The sequence below is a fragment of the Streptomyces sp. NPDC003456 genome, assembly GCF_042878735.1.
Classification (GTDB): domain Bacteria; phylum Actinomycetota; class Actinomycetes; order Streptomycetales; family Streptomycetaceae; genus Streptomyces.
Genome location: NZ_JBIAOK010000004.1, coordinates 421,387 through 437,109 on the forward strand (window position 1 = coordinate 421,387; position 15,723 = coordinate 437,109).

Sequence of the window (15,723 nt, forward strand, 5' to 3'; positions counted from 1 at the left end):
CGGGCGGTGATCCCCGTCCGGCCCGTGACCGTCAGTCGTTCGTCGTAACGTGGGTGTCATGCAGATCTTCGGTGTGGACATCGGCGGGTCCGGGATCAAGGGTGCCCCGGTGGATCTCGACAAGGGCGACCTGGCGCAGGAGCGCCACAAGGTGCTCACGCCCCACCCGGCGACCCCGGACGCGGTGGCCGACGGCGTCAAGCAGGTCGTCGACCACTTCGGCTGGTCGGGACCGGTCGGCGTGACCTTCCCGGGCGTGGTCACCGACGGGGCGACCGTCCGTACGGCGGCCAACGTCGACCAGGGCTGGATCGACACCGACGCCCGCGCGCTGCTCGGCGAGCGGCTGGGCGGGCTGCCGGTGACGGTGCTCAACGACGCCGACGCGGCGGGCGTGGCCGAGATGCACTTCGGCGCGGGCCGCGGCCGGACGGGCACGGTCGTCCTGCTCACGTTCGGCACGGGCATCGGCAGCGCGCTCTTCCTCGACGGCGCCCTCGTGCCCAACACCGAGCTGGGCCACCTGGAGCTGGACGGGCACGACGCGGAGAAGCGGGCCTCCAGCAAGGTGCGCGAGGACCACGACATGACGTGGGAGCACTGGGCGGCGCACCGGGTGAGCAAGTACCTCGCGCACGTGGAGATGCTGTTCTCGCCGGAGCTGTTCATCATCGGCGGCGGCGTCAGCCGCAAGGCCCACAAGTTCCTGCCCCACATCGAGGGCGTGAAGGCGGAGATCGTCCCGGCCCAGTTGCAGAACAACGCGGGGATCGTGGGCGCGGCCATGCGGGTCGCGGAGCACCGGGCGGGACCGGCGCGCCGGGACGGCTAGGCAGCGGGCGGAACGCCCGGGCGGTTCGTGCGGGCGGTCGGTGCGGGAGCCCGGGCCCGTCAGGCCGGCTGACGGGCCCCGGCCGTACGCCGCCGGTGCACCAGCCGGATCCGGCGGGCGATCACCAGGACCCCGGCGAGCAGCGTCCCGCCGTACAGCCAGCCGGCCTCGGTGGCGAGCGCCGTCACCAGGCCCATCAGCCGGCCGCCGACCCCGCCGTCGCCGTCGGCCACCGGCAGCAGCCCCACGGCGAACGCGATCGGCACCACGATGGGCGCGGTCATCAGGTCCCCGGGCCGCACCCACAGCGCGGTCAGCACGGACACCGGCAGGAACAGCACCCCGTACACCGTGAGCGACGCCCCGAACAGTGCCGAGCAGAGCGCGCCGAGGAGGAACATCACCGCCGCGCAGAACAGCCCGCTGCCCAGCCCGGTCAGGCGGGGGTTCGGCAGGCGCCCGGCGGCCGGAGCGGGAGCCGGAGCCGGCCGCCGTACCGGTGCGGGCCGCCGCGCCGGGGCCGGGTGCCGCTGCTGGCCCGGCGGCCGGGCCGGGCGCGCGGGACGGCCGTCCGCACCGCGCTTCACCTGCGGCGGCAGGGGCGGCCGGGGCCGGTCGCGTCGCGTTCCGTACTGGGCAGGTCGCGTCCTGTATCGCTCCACCGCACCAACTTAGGTCGTTCAATATGCCGAATAGGCTGTCTGACACGCCGTGGACCCCGCCTTGGGCACGCGTTCGATACGTCGCCGGGGCCGTGGCGGGCACGCCGTAGACTGGTGGATCGGCCGCTCCTTAGGCCCCCTGCCCTCTCCACTCACGGGAAGTCGCAACGTGTCGCTCACGATCGGAATCGTCGGTCTGCCGAATGTCGGCAAGTCGACCCTGTTCAACGCCCTGACCAAGAACGACGTGCTGGCGGCCAACTACCCGTTCGCCACGATCGAGCCCAACGTCGGTGTGGTCGGCGTCCCCGACCCGCGCCTGACGAAGCTGGCGGAGATCTTCGCGTCGCAGCGGGTGCTCCCGGCCACGGTCGACTTCGTCGACATCGCGGGCATCGTGCGCGGCGCCAGCGAGGGTGAGGGCCTGGGCAACAAGTTCCTCGCGAACATCCGTGAGTCCGACGCGATCTGCCAGGTCATCCGGGCCTTCAAGGACGAGAACGTCGTGCACGTGGACGGCAAGGTCTCGCCCAAGGACGACATCGAGACGATCAACACCGAGCTGATCCTCGCCGACCTCCAGACCATCGAGAAGGTCCTGCCCCGGCTCCAGAAGGAGTCGCGGATCAAGAAGGACATCGCGCCGAAGGTGAAGGCCGTCGAGGAGGCCAAGGAGATCCTGGAGAAGGGCGACACCCTCTTCTCCCAGGGCATCGTCCAGGGCACCGAGCGCGCCGAGCTCTTGCACGACCTGCACCTGCTCACGACCAAGCCGTTCCTCTACGTCTTCAACGTCGACGAGGACGAGCTGACGGACGAGGACTTCAAGAACGAGCAGCGGGCCCTGGTCGCCCCCGCCGAGGCGATCTTCCTCAACGCCAAGCTGGAGGCGGACCTCGCCGAGCTCGACGAGGACGAGGCGCTGGAGCTGCTCCAGTCCGTCGGCCAGGAGGAGCCCGGCCTGGCCACCCTGGCGCACGTCGGCTTCCGCACGCTCGGCCTGCAGACCTACCTCACGGCCGGTCCGAAGGAATCCCGCGCCTGGACCATCAAGAAGGGCGCCACGGCCCCCGAGGCGGCCGGCGTCATCCACACGGACTTCCAGAAGGGCTTCATCAAGGCGGAGGTCATCTCCTTCGACGACCTGGTGGAGACCGGCTCGGTCGCGGAGGCCCGCGCCAAGGGCAAGGCCCGCATGGAGGGCAAGGAGTACGTCATGCAGGACGGCGACGTGGTGGAGTTCCGCTTCAACGTCTGACCATGTGACGTGAGGGTGGCCGCCGGTCCGGCGGCCCTGCGGTTGCGGAAGGGGTCGGCTCTCCCGGGTCGACCCCTTCGCGCTGCCTAAGCGGTTCCCCCGCGCTGCCGCCGGGCGCGGTGGGCGGCCAGGAGGGCGGCGACGACCGTGAGGGCGAGGGCGGTGAGGAGGAGCCGGTCCCTCCTCGCGCAGCCGGCGGCCGGCACCGGAGCCAGGGGGGCCGGGGGCTCGCGGTACAGGTCGTGGGTGATGCGCTGCCAGACGCGCTCCGGGGGCGCGGCCGGAAGGTCCACCAGCTGGGCCGTGCGCGCGGCGGTGACCACGCGGGTCATCGTCCGCAGCTCGTCCCGGCAGCGCGGGCACTGCTCGATGTGGCGCAGCGCACCGGCGTCCTCCTCGCTCGCCGTGGCGTGCCCGAGGGCCAGTTCCACCAGGTGAGCGGGCTCTACATGGGCCACTACGCCCTCCCGGACTCGACGGGCTCCGCCGTGACGACGAGGTTGGACAGATAGCCGCCCCGCTCGGGGACGAACGGCGGCGCGCAGGTGATGAGCGTGAGGACGGGGGCGCCGGAGCGGCGGAACACCGAGGCGGGCAGCTCGTCCTTGGGCACGGTCTCGCGCGCGACGACGCGGTAGCGCACCGGCTCGGCCTGCGCCCGGCGCACCTCGACCCGGTCCCCGGGCCGCACGTCGTAGAGCGCGGCGAACTCGCCGATCTCGCCGGTGTCGTCGTCGACGTGCCCGACGAGCACGGCCGAGCCCCGGTCGCCGCCCGGCGCGGGGCCGTAGCGGTACCAGCCGGCCTCGGACGGATCCTCGGGGACGGCCATGTCGCCCTCGGCCGTCACACCCACCGGGCCGACCCGGGCGTCGAGGCCGACGCCCGGCGCGAGGACGCGCTCGGGCGGGGCAGGCGCCTGTGCCGCGTCGCGCGGGGAGTGCGGGCCGGCCGGGGCGTGCCCCTCCGCCGGGTCCTGCGGACCCGCCGGAGCCGCCGTCCCGGTCGGCACGTCCGAGCGGGCCGTGCCGAAGTCCGGACCCACCGGAGAGTCGTTCGGCTCCGGCGGAAAACCGAGGACGGCTGCCAGAGCGGCAGCCGCCACGATCGGTCCCGTCAGCCGGCGCGCGCGGTCAGCCACGCCGGCCGGCGATCCGGCGGACCACCAGCGCGCCCGTCAGCACGGCCGCCCCGCCCGCGACGGCCCAGCCGGCCGACAGGTCGGTGGAGTTCGGGGTCACCGCGGCGCCGCTCCCGCCGGCGGGAACACCGCGCGGGCTGGACTCCATGCCGCTGAACGTCTGGGTCGCCAGCGCCAGGTTCTTGTCCTCCGCGCTGCCCCAGGCGTAGACGACGTTGCTCGTGCCTTCCGCGAGGTTCAGGTCGGCCGGGCCGATGGCCACCGTGTCGGTGCCGGCGAGCACCACGTCGGCGTTGATCGTGCCCGCGTCGACCTCGGCGATGTCCTCCTTCGGGTTGGTCAGGTCGCTGAAGACCGTCTGCCCGCCGGCCCGGACGTCGACGGCCGGTGCCGCCGCGACATGGCGGACCGTGAGGCGGGACTTGCCCGCGTCGACCTGCGAGACGTCGTTGGCGAAGGCCGTCAGCTCGGGCTGGCCGTCGGCGGAGAGGTGGGCGGCGACCGTGGCGTTGCCGCCCTCGGGCACCTCCACCGTCTTCTGCAGGGCCGGGGTGCCGTCCGGCCCCTTGCCCGCTTCGAAGATCTTGATGTCGTAGGTGCCGGCGTCGAGGGACTGCGGGTCCGTCACGGTGCCGGGCTTGAAGTCGCTGAGCAGTTCGTCGCCGTTGGCGTAGACGTCCACCGTCAGGTCGGGGATGCCGTGGAAGACGGACACCATGGCCTTGCCGGAGTCGTCGGCGGCCAGGGCGGGCGCGGCGGCGCCGAGCGCGAGGGCGCAGGCTCCGGTGGTGGCGGCGAGGGCGAGGCGGAGGGTGGAGGTCATCGGAATCATCCCTTCGGCAAGTCTCCGTACGGTGCGGAGTCTCGATCCTGTTTCGGGCGTCGGGGCCGCACCGGATGCGCTCCGCGCGGCCCCGCTTCAGCCGGATCGCACGCCGGTGTCGTGGACGGGGCTCTGCTCGACCGCCTGGCGCAGCCGGTGCAGACCGCGGCGGGCGTGGCTCTTGACCGTGCCCAGCGGCATACCGGTGCGCTCCGCGATCTGCGTCTGGGTCAGGTCCTCGTAGAAGGCCATGCACAGCACCTCGCGCTGGTGGCGCGGCAACCGGCCGAGGGCGTCGATGAGCAGCACGCGGTCCAGCACGCGGTCCGGTGCCGACTCGCCGTGGCCCGCCGGGGCGTCCGCGTCCCGGGCGGCCGAGTCGACGAGCGTCAGACGCCGCGTCCTGGCGGCCAGCGCGTCCACGATCTTGCGGCGGGTGATGCCGACCAGCCAGGCGCCGAGCGGGCCCCGTTCCGGGCGGAAGCCCGCGCGGCCGTGCCAGGCGCCGAGGAAGACCTGCTGGGTGACGTCCTCCGCCTCATGGGTGTCGCCGAGCACCCGCGTGGCCATGGTGTGCACGAGGGAGCCCCAGCGCCGGTAGATCGCGGCGAACGCCTCCTCGTCGGCGGCCAGCAGGCCCCGGGCCAGCTCCTCCTCGTAGCGTGTCTCCTCCACGGGCGGGGCGGGGGCGGCGACTCGTGTGTTCGTGATCATGCCGGGTTCCTCCTGCCGGGCTCCGTGCGGGGACGGAAGGCCGTTGTCGGACCGCACCTGCCGCCGCCGGGGGGAGCCGCGGACCGTGCGTTCCCCGTCAGTGTTCGGTGCACAAACGACGCAGCTCAACATGCGTCGTTTGTGCGTCGTACGATCGACGCATGGGTGCACAGGAACGCAGTGACAACCCCGCGACGGCTCCGCAGCCGCGCGCCGACCTGCCGGAGGGGGCCGGGCTGACCACCGGCGAGGTGGCCAGACGGCTGGGCGTGGCCCCGACGACGGTCCGCACCTGGGACCGGCGCTACGGTCTCGGCCCCGACGCGCACACGGGCGGCCGTCACCGCAGGTGGACCGCCGTGGACGTGGCCCGGCTGGAGCGGATGTGCGCGCTGACGGCGACGGGGATAGCGCCTGCGGAGGCGGCCCGGACGGTGCTGCGCGAGACGCCGCCGGGCGCCACCCGGGTCTTCGGGGCGGGGGACGCCGCCGGGGCGCCTGCGCGCGGCCCCGCCCCCGCCGCAACCGACGCGGGGCGGGCCGCGACGGGTGCGGACGCGGGTGCTTTCGACGCAGGGGTGCCCGGCCGCGGCGCGGCCCGAATCGACGCAGCACGGGGCGCCGGTCCGGGCGCGGACCGAAGCGACGCGGCCGGAAGCGACGCAGCAGGGCTGTCCGGCCGGGACGCGGCGGACATCGACGCGGACGCGGACGACGGACCGGAATCCGGACTGGTCTCCGCCATCGTCGACGACGCCCTGGGTCCCGCCCCCACTGCCGGCGGCGGGCGGAGCCCCGCGACCGGGCCAGGGCCCGCCCGGGGACGCAGCCGGGCCGGCAGCGGGATGCGGCTGGGCGACGTGCGTCAGGAGTGCAAGGGCATCGCCCGGGCCGCCCTGCGCCTGGACGCCGCCGCGCTGGACGAGCTGCTCGGGTCCGCGATCGAGCAGCACGGGCTGATCGCCGCGTGGACCGAGGTGATCATGCCCACGCTCCAGGCGGTCGGCCGCAAGTGGGAGAGCTCCGGCGAGAAGTACGTCGAGGTCGAGCACTTCCTGTCCTGGCACGTCTCCGGCGCGCTGCGGCGCTGCACCCCGCCCTCCGCCGCCGACCGCCCGGGCGCCACCACGGTGCTCGCCTGCGTGCCGGGGGAGAGCCACACGCTGCCGCTGGAGGTACTGGCCGCCGCACTGGCCGAACGCGGCCTGCCCGTGCGGATGTTCGGCGGAGCGCTGCCCGTCGAGTCGCTCGTCACCGCCGTCCGCAGGACCGGCCCGGCGGCGGTCGCGCTGTGGGCGCAATCCCGTACCACCGCGAGCCGTCCACTGGCCGCGCACGTTGCCGCGATGGAATGGGGGGTACGCGGTGCCCGGCGCAAGCCGGTCGTCCTGACGATCGGGCCGGGCTGGGCGGGCCGGGCGGTGACGGGGCTGCCGCGGCCGACCGGGCTGGCGGAAGCCGTCGCGCTGCTGGAGTCGGTCGTGTCGCGCTGACCGGACCCGGCTGCATCCGGGTCCGCTACCGCCGGGGAAGTGACGGAGGATCGAATGGTGGCGTCGGCCGGGCGGTGGGAGCGGGTGTGCGGATGATCGGTGCGTGGGGGCGGGCTGCGACCGCCGAGACCGACGGGGCGGGCGGGTGCCCGCCGCGCCCGTCGCGGACCGGACCCGCGCCGCGGCCCGCGCGGCGGCTCCTCGTACGGGGAGGGCGCCCGGTGAGCCCGTACCGCCCGCCCCGCCCGTCGCCGGCCGCCGCCGCCTCGATCCCGGCCGCGAGCCGCGCTGCCCACCGGGCCGGCGCCCGGTGACCGCGGGAGCGCCCGGGGCGCCGGAGGTCGTGGTCGTCGGGGGCGGGGCCGCCGGGCTCAGCCTGGCGCACCGGCTGGTCGAGACCGGGGCCGCCCGCGTCACCGTGGTGGAACCCCCGGACGGTCCCGTGCGCCCGGCCGAGCGGACCTGGTGCTACTGGGACGAGGGCCACGACGACCTGGGCGCCGCGGTGACCGCCGCCTGGCCCCTGCTGCGGGTGCACGGCCGCGACGGCACCGCCCTCACCGTCGACCCAGCCCCCGCGACCTACCGCATGGTGCGCTCCTCGGCGTTCGAGCGGCTGGTGCACGCCCGTGTGGAGCAGGCCCCCGGCGGGCGGGTGCTGCGGGCCACGGCGGACACCGTGCGCGACGTCCCCGGGGGCGCGGAGGTCCGCTGCACGGCACCCGGCGGGCGGGCCCTGACGCTGCGCGCCCGGTACGTGTTCGACTCACGGCCGCTGCCCGCCCTGCCCGCCGCCCGCACCCAGCTGCTGCAGCACTTCCGCGGCTGGTTCGTGCGCACCGACCGCGAGCGGTTCGACCCCGGCGTCGCCGACCTGATGGACTTCCGGGTGCCGCAGCCCCGGCACGGGCTCGCCTTCGGGTACGTCCTCCCGCTGGCCGCGGACCGGGCCCTCGTCGAGTACACCGAGTTCTCCCGCGCCCCGCTGACCACCGAGGCGTACGAGGCCGCGCTCGGCCACTACGCCCGGGACGTGCTGCGGCTGGGCGGGTTCGAGGTCGAGTCGGCCGAGCAGGGCGTCATCCCCATGACCGACGGGCGCTTCGCGCGCCGCACCGGCCGGTCCGTCTTCCGCATCGGAACCGCGGGCGGCGCCACCCGCCCCGCCACCGGCTACACCTTCGCCGCCGTCCAGCGGCACAGCCGGGCCGTCGCCGCCGCCCTGCGCGACGGCCGCGACGCCGTGCCCCCGCCCCACGGCCGGCGGGCGCTGGCCATGGACGCGGTACTGCTGCGCGCCCTGGACACCGGGCGCGTCGACGGCCCGGACTTCTTCACCGGCCTGTTCCGCCGGACGCCGGCGCACCGCCTGCTGCGCTTCCTCGACGGCGCGACCTCGCTCCGGGAGGAATGGGGCATCGGACTGCGCACCCCCGTGGGGCCGATGCTGCGCACCGCGCTCGAAGTGCCCTTCCTGCCCCGCCGAACCCATCCCCTCCCAGGAACCGGAGTAAGCCACCGATGACCCTGCTGCGCGACCACGACCTGGCACGCGCCTTCGACCACGCGTCCCGCACCTACGACCGGCTCACGGCCCTCAACCCCGGTTACCGCACCGACCTGCTCCGCTCGGCGCGCCGGCTGCGCCTGCCCGACGACGGGGCCGGGCTGCACGTGCTCGACCTCGGATGCGGCACCGGCGCCTCCACCCGGGCCCTGCTGCGGGCCGCGCCCCGGGCGCGCATCACCGCCGTGGACGCCTCCGGCGGCATGCTGCGGCAGGCCCTGGCCAAACCGTGGCCCGACCGGGTGCGGTTCCTGCACCTGAGCGCCGAGGAACTGCCGACCGCCGGCGAAGGCCCCTTCGACGCGGTCTTCGCCGCCTACCTCTTCCGCAACGTGACCGACCCCGATGCGGTGCTGCACTCGGTGCGGACCCTGCTGAAGCCGGGCGGGCGGCTGGCCGTGCACGAGTACAGCCTCGGCGGCTCACCGGCGCAGCGGGCGCTGTGGACGGCCGTCTGCCAGGGGTTCGTCATCCCGGCGGGCACCCTCACCGGCGACCGGGCCCTGTACCGGCACCTGTGGCACAGCGTCCTCGACTTCGACGCCGCCCCCGACTTCACCGGCCGGCTGACCCGCGCCGGCTTCGCGGGCGCCCGCGCCCTGCCCCTGGCCGGGTGGCAGACCGGCATCACCCACACTTTCGTCGCCCGCAACGGCCCCGTCCCGGCCGCCGCCGGGCCGGCCCGGCAGAGCTTCCCCGGCACGGCCGCGGCACCCGTTCCCACCGTGGAGGCCGGCCGATGACCACCCGGACCACACACACCGCCGCCCGCCGCGGCCGTGACCGCAAGGCCGAGGTGCTGAGGCCCGCCCCCGGCCGGGACCGGTTCGCGCCGGGGGACGCGCCGTCCGTCGCCGTGGTGGGCGGCGGCATCGCCGGCCTCGCCGCCGCCACCGGGCTGGCCGAACGCGGCGCCCGCGTCACCCTCTACGAACGGGAGGAGTCCCTCGGCGGCCGCCTCGCCGGGCAGCGCACCCGGCTCGCGGACGGTTCCGAGGTGACCATGACCCGCGGCTTCCACGCGTTCTTCCGCCAGTACTACAACCTGCGCGGCCTGCTGCGCCGGACCGATCCCGGCCTGGACCGGCTCACCCCGCTGCCCGACTACCCCCTGCGGCACAGCGGCGGGCTCACCGACAGCTTCGCCCGCGTCCCGCGCACCCCGCCGCTCAGCGCGCTCGGGTTCGTCGCCCTCAGCCCCACGTTCGGCTGGCGCGACCTCACCTCCATGGACGCCCGCGCGGCGCTGCCGCTGCTGGACGTCCGCGTGCCGGAGGTGTACGAGCGGTTCGACCGGGTCAGCGCGACCGGGTTCCTGCAGGGCGTGCGCTTCCCCGAGGCCGCGCACCACCTGGCCTTCGAAGTGTTCTCGCGCAGCTTCTTCGCCGACCCGCGCGAACTGTCCGCCGCCGAGCTGATGCTGATGTTCCACATCTACTTCCTCGGCTCCTCCGAGGGGCTGCTGTTCGACGTGCCCGACGAGCCCTTCCCGCAGGCCCTGTGGGAGCCGCTCGGCGACTACCTCGAGCGCCTGGGCACCGACATCCGCACCGGCACGGCCGTCCACGGCGTCGACCCCCTCGACGGCGAGGGCGGGGCCGAGGTGCGCACGGACGCGGGAACCGGCCGGTACGACGCGGTGGTGCTCGCCCTGGACACCGGAGGGCTGCGGGGCACCGTCGCCGCCTCGCCCGGCCTGGGCACCGCCCCCTGGCGCGCGGACATCGACGCGCTGCGCACCGCCCCGCCGTTCCTCGTCTCCCGGTTCTGGCTGGACCGGGCCGTACGGCCCGACCGCCCCGGCTTCCTCGGCACCAGCGGCTACGAGGGCCTGGACAACATCAGCGTCCTGGAGCGCTACGAGGGCGAGGCCGCCCGCTGGGCCGCGCGCACCGGGGGCTCGGTGGTGGAACTGCACGCCTACGCCGTCCCCGAGGGGGCGGACCGGGAGAAGGTGCAGGACGAACTGCTCGCCCAGTTGCGGCGGGTGTACCCGGAGACGAGCCGGGCGCGGGTCGTCGACGTCCGGCACGAGTGGCGCGCGGACTGCCCGATGTTCACCGCCGGCACCCACCACCGCCGCCCCACGGTCACGACCCCGCACCCGTGGCTCACGCTGGCCGGCGACGGCCTGCGCTGCGACCTGCCCGTGGCCCTCATGGAACGCGCCGCCACCACCGGCTTCCTGGCCTCCAACGAGCTGCTCGCCCGCTGGGGCGTGCGCGGACAGGTCCTGTGGACGGTCCCGCGCGCGGGCCGCTCCCCGGCGCTGCGCGCCCTCGGCGCCCTCGCCGGCCGGCGTCCCTGAGAAGACCGCGCCCCCGGCCCGTCCGCCGGACGGGCCCGGGTGCCCGGATCGGCCCGGGCAGCGGGTAGCCGGACCCGCCCAGGCAGTCGGACGGGCCCGGGCCGAGTGGCCCGGGCCCGTCAGGCGGTGCCGTACCGGCCGGGTGCGCCGCTCGCGCCCGTCCGGCGGGGTTCTTCCAGCCGGGAGCGCCGCTCGGGCAGGTCGGCCGGGCGGCGCTCCGGGGTGCCGCTCAGCCCGGGAAGCGGCCCGTGCTGCGCAGCTCCCAGCGCCTCTCCGCGTAGGCCAGGTCGTCGCGCCACAGGCGTCCCGCGGTGTGCCGCATCAGGGGGCGCAGGGCGGGGGCCGCGGCCCGGGCCAGGGCGAAGCCGCGCCGCTCGGAGGTGGCGATCACCGCCTCCACCACGGCCGTGCGCGGCCGCTCGTCGCCCGCCCGGGTCAGCGGCGTGGCGTGGGTCTCCACCACCGAGGAGGCGCCCTCGCCGTCGGTGATCCGCATGACGACCGTGCGCGGCTCCGGAGCGGTGAACTCCGCCCGCACGGGCACCACCAGACGTCCCGCCACCCGGAAGGACACGTCGACGACGAACGCGTCGTCCTCCTCGCCCTCCGGCTCGCGGACGACCTGCAGGTCGACGAAGGAGTACGGGTGGAACCACGAGCCGTGCCACGGGTCGAGCCGGTTGGCCACCACGTCCTGCGGCTCGCACCGGCCGACCCCGGTGTACACGGAGTCCACCGCGCCGGGCGCCTCGGGACGCGGCGGGATCACGGGCCGCTCCGACGGCTCCTCCCCGCCGAGCGCGTCCAGCCGCACCCACACCAGCACCCCGTCGTCGTGGACCGGGAACGGCTGCCAGCCCGCTGTCGGCGAACCGTCCAGCGCGAGCCCGTGCCAGTGGCACACCAGCGTGCCGCACACCACCCGGCTGTCCCGCAGCGGCGCACCCAGGTGCGGGCAGGCCCCCGGACCCGCGCGCAGCTCACCCGAGTCCGAGCGCCACAGCACGACCTCGACGCCGCCGATCGTCCGGCCGCGGGGGCCGCCCCCGGGGCGCACGTCCCGCGAGGCGCCGGCCACGAACCAGTTGCCGGAGGGCCGCGCGGAGGCCCGCTTCAGCGCGTCGGCGATCAGGCCGGGCCGCGCCGCCCGCCAGGTCGGGGCCTGCTCCGCCCACCTCGGCCCGTTGCGCCGCCGCAGCGGCGGCGTCCAGCGTGTCCTGCCCGCCCGGTCATCCATGGCCCGGCTCCTTCCGCTCCAGTACGACGGTCCCGGCCGCCGGGCGCGCCGAGCGGGCGCGCCGGCGCGCGGCGGCCACCCGCACGATCCCGGCCGCCGCGGTCGCCGCCCGCCGGGGGCGGGAGACGACGGCACGGCGGTGCAGCACGGTGTACTCCTGCCGGGCGATCTCGTCCAGGATGCCGCCGTACAGCGTGAAGGCCGCCCGGATGCAGGGCCGCACCCGGGGGTCGAGCATCGCGATGCCCGGCTCCGCCTCCCGGTAGACGTCCCGGGTCATCTCCTCGGCCGCCACGAACGCGGCCCGGATGCGCGGGTCCTGCCGGCCGGTGCGCCGGCTCCACTCCAGCAGCGGCCGGTCCACGCCGTGCGCGGCGAGCAGGTCCGCCGGCAGGTACACCCGGCCGCGGTCCAGGTCCTCGCCCACGTCCCGCAGGAAGTTGGTCAGCTGGAACGCCACACCCAGGGCCGCCGCGTGCGGTGCGGCCTCCTCGCGTGGCACGACCGTGCCGAGCACGGGCAGCATCTGCAGGCCGATCACCGCGGCCGAGCCGTGCATGTACGCGCGCAGGTCGGCGTAGGTCGGGTAGTCGGTGACGGTCAGGTCCGAGCGCATCGAGGCGAGGAAGTCCTCGAACAGCGGCACCTCGATGCCGTACCGGTCGGCGGTGTCGGCCACCGCCCGCACCACGGGCTGGTCCCCGCCGCCGGTGCGCAGCGCGTGCGCGAGGTCGCCCTCCAGCCGCTTCAGCGACAGGTCGCGCTCCTCGGGGGTGCGCCCGCGGTCCAGGTCGTCGACGATGTCGTCGGCCCAGCGGGCGAACCCGTACAGCGCGTGCACGGCCGAGCGGCGCTCCAGCGGCAGCAGGCGCGTGGCCAGGAAGTAGGTGCGCCCGTAGCGGGCGTTGAGCTCCCGGCACCGGGTGTAGTCGGCGCGCAGGCCGGGGTCGGTGATCCCGGCGGCGTCCAGTTCACGACGGGTCATGGGCTCCTGCTCCGGTCGGAGTGGACGGGAGATCCGCCGCGGCGGGGCGGGGCCGGGGCCCCGAGGGGCGGCGGCCGGGTCCGCCGGTGACGCGGGAGGCGGCGAGTTTGCCGCTGATGAGCACGGTCGGCACGCCGACGCCCGGGGTGGTGCCGCAGCCCGCGAGCACCACGTTGTCCACGCCGCGCACCAGGTTGCGGGGCCGGAAGGGCCCGGTCTGGGCGAAGGTGTGGGACACCGAGAAGGGGCTGCCCGCGGCGTGGCCCTGGGCCGCCCAGTCCAGCGGGGTCACCAGCATCTCCTCCTGGACGCTGTCCGCGAACCCGTCCAGGCCGCGCCGTTCCAGCTCGGCGACGAGGCTGTCGCGGTAGCGGGGGCCGAGGTCCCGCCAGGCGGCGGCGGAGGGGCCGACGTCGGTGTTGGGGCAGGGCGCCAGCACGTAGTGCAGGTGGCGGCCCGGCGGCGCCAGGGAGGGGTCGTGCGTGGTCGGACGGGTGATCAGCAGGGAGGGGTCGCTCATCAGCGACCCCGTGCGGGTCAGTTCGTCGAAGGTGCGCTCCCACGCGGCGCCGAACGACAGGGTGTGGTGGGCGAGGCCGGGCCAGGTGCGGTCGGTGCCCGCGTGCAGGATCACCGCGGAGGGGGAGTGCCGCAGGCGCACCGGGCGCCGGGGTGTCCGGCCCATCAGGCGGTGGGCGGCGGGCAGTTCGCAGGTCAGGACGACCGTGTCGCACGGGATGCGCTCACCCGAGGCGAGGCGGACCGCCCCCACCCGCCCGGAGACGCTCTCCAGCGCACTGACCTCCGCCGACCAGCGCAGCTCGGCACCGGCGTCCGCCGCCGCGTCGGCCATCGCGCGGGGCAGGGCGTGCATCCCGCCCTTGGGGAACCAGACTCCGGCCACGGTGTCCATGTAGGCGATCACCGCGTAGGCCGCGAGCGCCCGGGCCGGGGCGACCCCCGCGTACAGCGCCTGGAAGGAGAAGACCCGCTGCAGCCGCGGGTCGTTCAGGAAGCGGCCGATGCGGGCGTCCAGCCGGCCGAAGCCGCCGAGGGCCGCCAGCCGGGCCAGGTCGGGGTGCGCGAGCTGGAAGGGCGAGTCGAAGTTGGTGTCGATGAAGCGGCGCATCTGCGCCCGGTACAACTGCTCCAGCCACGTGCGCAGCCTGCGGTAGCCCGCCGCCTCGGCGGGCCCGGCGAAGCGGCGCACCTCGGCCTCCATGGCGTCGCCGTCGGTGTGCACGTCCAGCGAGGTGCCGTCGGCGAAGCCGGCCCGGTAGGCGGGGTGCAGGGGCGTCAGTTCGACGCGCCGGTACAGGCTGTCGCCGACGGCGGCGAAGGCCTCCTCGGCCAGGTCGGGCATGGTCAGCACGGTGGGCCCGGTGTCCACCTGGTAGCCGCCGAGCCGCACCTGCCCGGCACGGCCGCCGGGCCCGGGGTCCCGTTCGACGAGTGTGACCCGGCGGCCCGCGCCCAGCAGGTGCAGCGCGCAGGCCAGGCCGGACAGCCCGGCACCCACGACGACGACGTGGTCCGTCGGTCCCGGCACGGTCCTCATACCAGCTCCTCCGCCGGGCGCGGGGCGACGCCCGCTGCCCGCTCGACCAATACGGTGAACTCCTGCTGTACCCGCGCGCCGGCGCCGGTGGCCTCGAAGTGCCGCAGGGCGGCGGCCGCCAGTTCGGCGATCCTGGCCTCCACCTCGGCCCGCGCCCCCGTCCGTTCCAGCGCCGCCCGCATCCGCTCCACGGTCTGCGGGGACCGCGCGTCCGGGTCCGCGGCGAGCACGGCGGCGGCCTCGCGGTCGCCGGTGGTCCCGGCGAGCCGCACGGCCGTGGCCAGCAGGTGGGTGAGCTTGCGCGACCGCAGGTCGTCGTCGGCGGGTTTCCCGGTCAGCAGCGGGTCGCCGAACGCGCCGAGGACGTCGTCACGCAGCTGGAAGGCCAGCCCGGCGCACCGCCCGGCGGCCCGCAGCGCGTCCACGGTGTGCGGGTCGGCTCCCGCCAGCGCGGCGCCCAGCGCGAGGGGCCGGGCGACCGTGTACAGGGCGCTCTTCAGTTCGGCGATGGCCAGGGCCTCCTCGCCGCTGGACGATCCGCTCGCCTGGGCCTTCAGGTCCCGGTACTGGCCGGCGACCATCTCGGTGCGCATGGCCCGCCATTCGCCGTGCAGCCGGGCGCCGTGCGGCGAGGCGAGCGCCGTCTCCGTCAGCAGGTCGTCCGCCCAGGCCAGTGCCAGGTCGCCGGCCAGCACGGCCGCCGACGAGCCGAACGACTCGGCCGAGCCGGACATCCGCGCCGCCCGGTGCCCGCGGGCGAAGTCCACGTGCAGGGCCGGCGCCCCCCGGCGCAGCGGGGAGCCGTCCATCACGTCGTCGTGGATGAGGGCGCACGCCTGGAGCAGTTCCAGGGCGGCCCCGGTGCGCAGGACCGGGTCGGTGTCGCCCGTTCCCCCCGCGGCCCGCCAGCCGCACCACACGAACGCCGTGCGCAGCCGCTTGCCGCCGCGCAGGGAGAACGCGGCGACGCGCTCGGCCAGGTCGCGCGCGGCCACCGCGTCGGTCTGACGGGCGTGGCGCAGCCGCGCCTCGAGCACCTGCCCGAGCACGGCCTCCACGGCCCGGGTGGCCCCGGGGGCGGTGAGCGGGGCGTCGTCCGGTGCCCCCGGTCCGGCCACAGTCGGCCGCGGTCCAAGCATGCGCAA

15 protein-coding genes and 1 pseudogene are annotated in these 15,723 nt (G+C 75.9%); 7 read left to right on the plus strand and 9 right to left on the minus strand.

The window, feature by feature from the left end:
• The first annotated feature begins 58 nt into the window (after positions 1-58).
• On the plus strand, positions 59-832 hold the full coding sequence (ppgK, locus tag ACFYWG_RS18090) for a polyphosphate--glucose phosphotransferase (RefSeq protein WP_376334950.1): 774 nt from the start codon (positions 59-61) through the stop codon (positions 830-832).
• A 59-nt stretch (positions 833-891) separates the two neighbouring features.
• Here ppgK and ACFYWG_RS18095 read toward each other — a convergent pair whose 3' ends face one another.
• Complete coding sequence (locus ACFYWG_RS18095; protein WP_383508677.1) at positions 892-1,494, minus strand: DUF6542 domain-containing protein; 603 nt, start codon at positions 1,492-1,494, stop codon at positions 892-894.
• A gap of 169 nt (positions 1,495-1,663) precedes the next feature.
• On the opposite strand from ACFYWG_RS18095, the gene ychF reads away from it, so the two are divergent.
• Entirely contained in the window at positions 1,664-2,752 is a 1,089-nt protein-coding gene (ychF, locus tag ACFYWG_RS18100; protein WP_383508674.1) for a redox-regulated ATPase YchF, read from the plus strand.
• Positions 2,753-2,838: 86 nt separating this feature from the next.
• Here the strand turns inward: ychF and ACFYWG_RS18105 are convergent, their stop codons facing one another.
• From ACFYWG_RS18105 to ACFYWG_RS18120, 4 genes are all read right to left on the minus strand, one after another.
• Complete coding sequence (locus ACFYWG_RS18105) at positions 2,839-3,210, minus strand: hypothetical protein (RefSeq protein WP_389202178.1); 372 nt, start codon at positions 3,208-3,210, stop codon at positions 2,839-2,841.
• A complete protein-coding gene (locus ACFYWG_RS18110) occupies positions 3,210-3,893 on the minus strand; it encodes a class F sortase (RefSeq protein ID WP_383508670.1) in 684 nt (227 codons plus the stop codon). Before ACFYWG_RS18110 ends, ACFYWG_RS18105 begins: the two co-directional genes overlap by 1 nt.
• Complete coding sequence (locus ACFYWG_RS18115) at positions 3,886-4,716, minus strand: DUF4397 domain-containing protein (RefSeq protein WP_389202180.1); 831 nt, start codon at positions 4,714-4,716, stop codon at positions 3,886-3,888. The genes ACFYWG_RS18110 and ACFYWG_RS18115 overlap by 8 nt, the downstream gene beginning before the upstream one ends.
• Before the next feature lie 96 nt (positions 4,717-4,812).
• Positions 4,813-5,430, minus strand: a complete 618-nt coding sequence (locus tag ACFYWG_RS18120) for an RNA polymerase sigma factor (RefSeq protein ID WP_389202182.1) — start codon at positions 5,428-5,430, stop codon at positions 4,813-4,815.
• A 161-nt stretch (positions 5,431-5,591) separates the two neighbouring features.
• Here ACFYWG_RS18120 and ACFYWG_RS18125 point away from each other — a divergent pair.
• The 5 genes and pseudogenes from ACFYWG_RS18125 to ACFYWG_RS18145 form a co-directional block, all read left to right on the plus strand.
• A pseudogene (locus ACFYWG_RS18125) lies at positions 5,592-5,849 on the plus strand (MerR family transcriptional regulator); the annotation flags it as partial.
• Between the two features lie 15 nt (positions 5,850-5,864).
• Entirely contained in the window at positions 5,865-6,923 is a 1,059-nt protein-coding gene (locus ACFYWG_RS18130) for a B12-binding domain-containing protein (RefSeq protein WP_389202764.1), read from the plus strand.
• Positions 6,924-7,233: 310 nt separating this feature from the next.
• Positions 7,234-8,448, plus strand: coding sequence for a lycopene cyclase family protein (locus ACFYWG_RS18135; protein ID WP_389202184.1), 1,215 nt, complete (start codon positions 7,234-7,236; stop codon positions 8,446-8,448).
• A complete protein-coding gene (locus ACFYWG_RS18140; RefSeq protein WP_389202186.1) occupies positions 8,445-9,233 on the plus strand; it encodes a class I SAM-dependent methyltransferase in 789 nt (262 codons plus the stop codon). The genes ACFYWG_RS18135 and ACFYWG_RS18140 overlap by 4 nt, the downstream gene beginning before the upstream one ends.
• Complete coding sequence (locus ACFYWG_RS18145) at positions 9,230-10,798, plus strand: FAD-dependent oxidoreductase (protein WP_389202188.1); 1,569 nt, start codon at positions 9,230-9,232, stop codon at positions 10,796-10,798. Before ACFYWG_RS18140 ends, ACFYWG_RS18145 begins: the two co-directional genes overlap by 4 nt.
• 229 nt (positions 10,799-11,027) lie before the next feature.
• Here ACFYWG_RS18145 and ACFYWG_RS18150 read toward each other — a convergent pair whose 3' ends face one another.
• Genes ACFYWG_RS18150 through ACFYWG_RS18165 form a run of 4 tightly spaced genes read right to left on the minus strand, consistent with a single transcriptional unit; the run spans position 11,028 to position 15,717 of the window.
• Positions 11,028-12,035, minus strand: coding sequence for a Rieske (2Fe-2S) protein (locus tag ACFYWG_RS18150; RefSeq protein ID WP_086683670.1), 1,008 nt, complete (start codon positions 12,033-12,035; stop codon positions 11,028-11,030).
• Positions 12,028-13,020 carry a phytoene/squalene synthase family protein gene (locus ACFYWG_RS18155; protein WP_389202190.1) on the minus strand — a complete coding sequence of 331 codons (993 nt, stop codon included), beginning with the start codon at positions 13,018-13,020 and terminating at the stop codon, positions 12,028-12,030. The genes ACFYWG_RS18150 and ACFYWG_RS18155 overlap by 8 nt, the downstream gene beginning before the upstream one ends.
• A complete protein-coding gene (gene crtI / locus ACFYWG_RS18160; RefSeq protein WP_389202192.1) occupies positions 13,007-14,578 on the minus strand; it encodes a phytoene desaturase family protein in 1,572 nt (523 codons plus the stop codon). Before crtI ends, ACFYWG_RS18155 begins: the two co-directional genes overlap by 14 nt.
• On the minus strand, positions 14,575-15,717 hold the full coding sequence (locus ACFYWG_RS18165; protein WP_389202194.1) for a polyprenyl synthetase family protein: 1,143 nt from the start codon (positions 15,715-15,717) through the stop codon (positions 14,575-14,577). The genes crtI and ACFYWG_RS18165 overlap by 4 nt, the downstream gene beginning before the upstream one ends.
• Positions 15,718-15,723: the final 6 nt, after the last annotated feature.

Excerpts from the sequence above, each read along its gene's own strand:
- ppgK (WP_376334950.1), top strand. The coding sequence starts at position 59 with ATGCAGATCTTCGGTGTGGACATCGGCGGGTCCGGGATCAAGGGTGCC.
- ACFYWG_RS18115 (WP_389202180.1), bottom strand. The coding sequence starts at position 4,716 with ATGACCTCCACCCTCCGCCTCGCCCTCGCCGCCACCACCGGAGCCTGC.
- ACFYWG_RS18120 (WP_389202182.1), bottom strand. The coding sequence starts at position 5,430 with ATGATCACGAACACACGAGTCGCCGCCCCCGCCCCGCCCGTGGAGGAG.
- ACFYWG_RS18140 (WP_389202186.1), top strand. The coding sequence starts at position 8,445 with ATGACCCTGCTGCGCGACCACGACCTGGCACGCGCCTTCGACCACGCG.
- ACFYWG_RS18145 (WP_389202188.1), top strand. The coding sequence starts at position 9,230 with ATGACCACCCGGACCACACACACCGCCGCCCGCCGCGGCCGTGACCGC.
- ACFYWG_RS18150 (WP_086683670.1), bottom strand. The coding sequence starts at position 12,035 with ATGGATGACCGGGCGGGCAGGACACGCTGGACGCCGCCGCTGCGGCGG.
- ACFYWG_RS18155 (WP_389202190.1), bottom strand. The coding sequence starts at position 13,020 with ATGACCCGTCGTGAACTGGACGCCGCCGGGATCACCGACCCCGGCCTG.
- crtI (WP_389202192.1), bottom strand. The coding sequence starts at position 14,578 with ATGAGGACCGTGCCGGGACCGACGGACCACGTCGTCGTCGTGGGTGCC.
- ACFYWG_RS18165 (WP_389202194.1), bottom strand. The coding sequence starts at position 15,717 with ATGCTTGGACCGCGGCCGACTGTGGCCGGACCGGGGGCACCGGACGAC.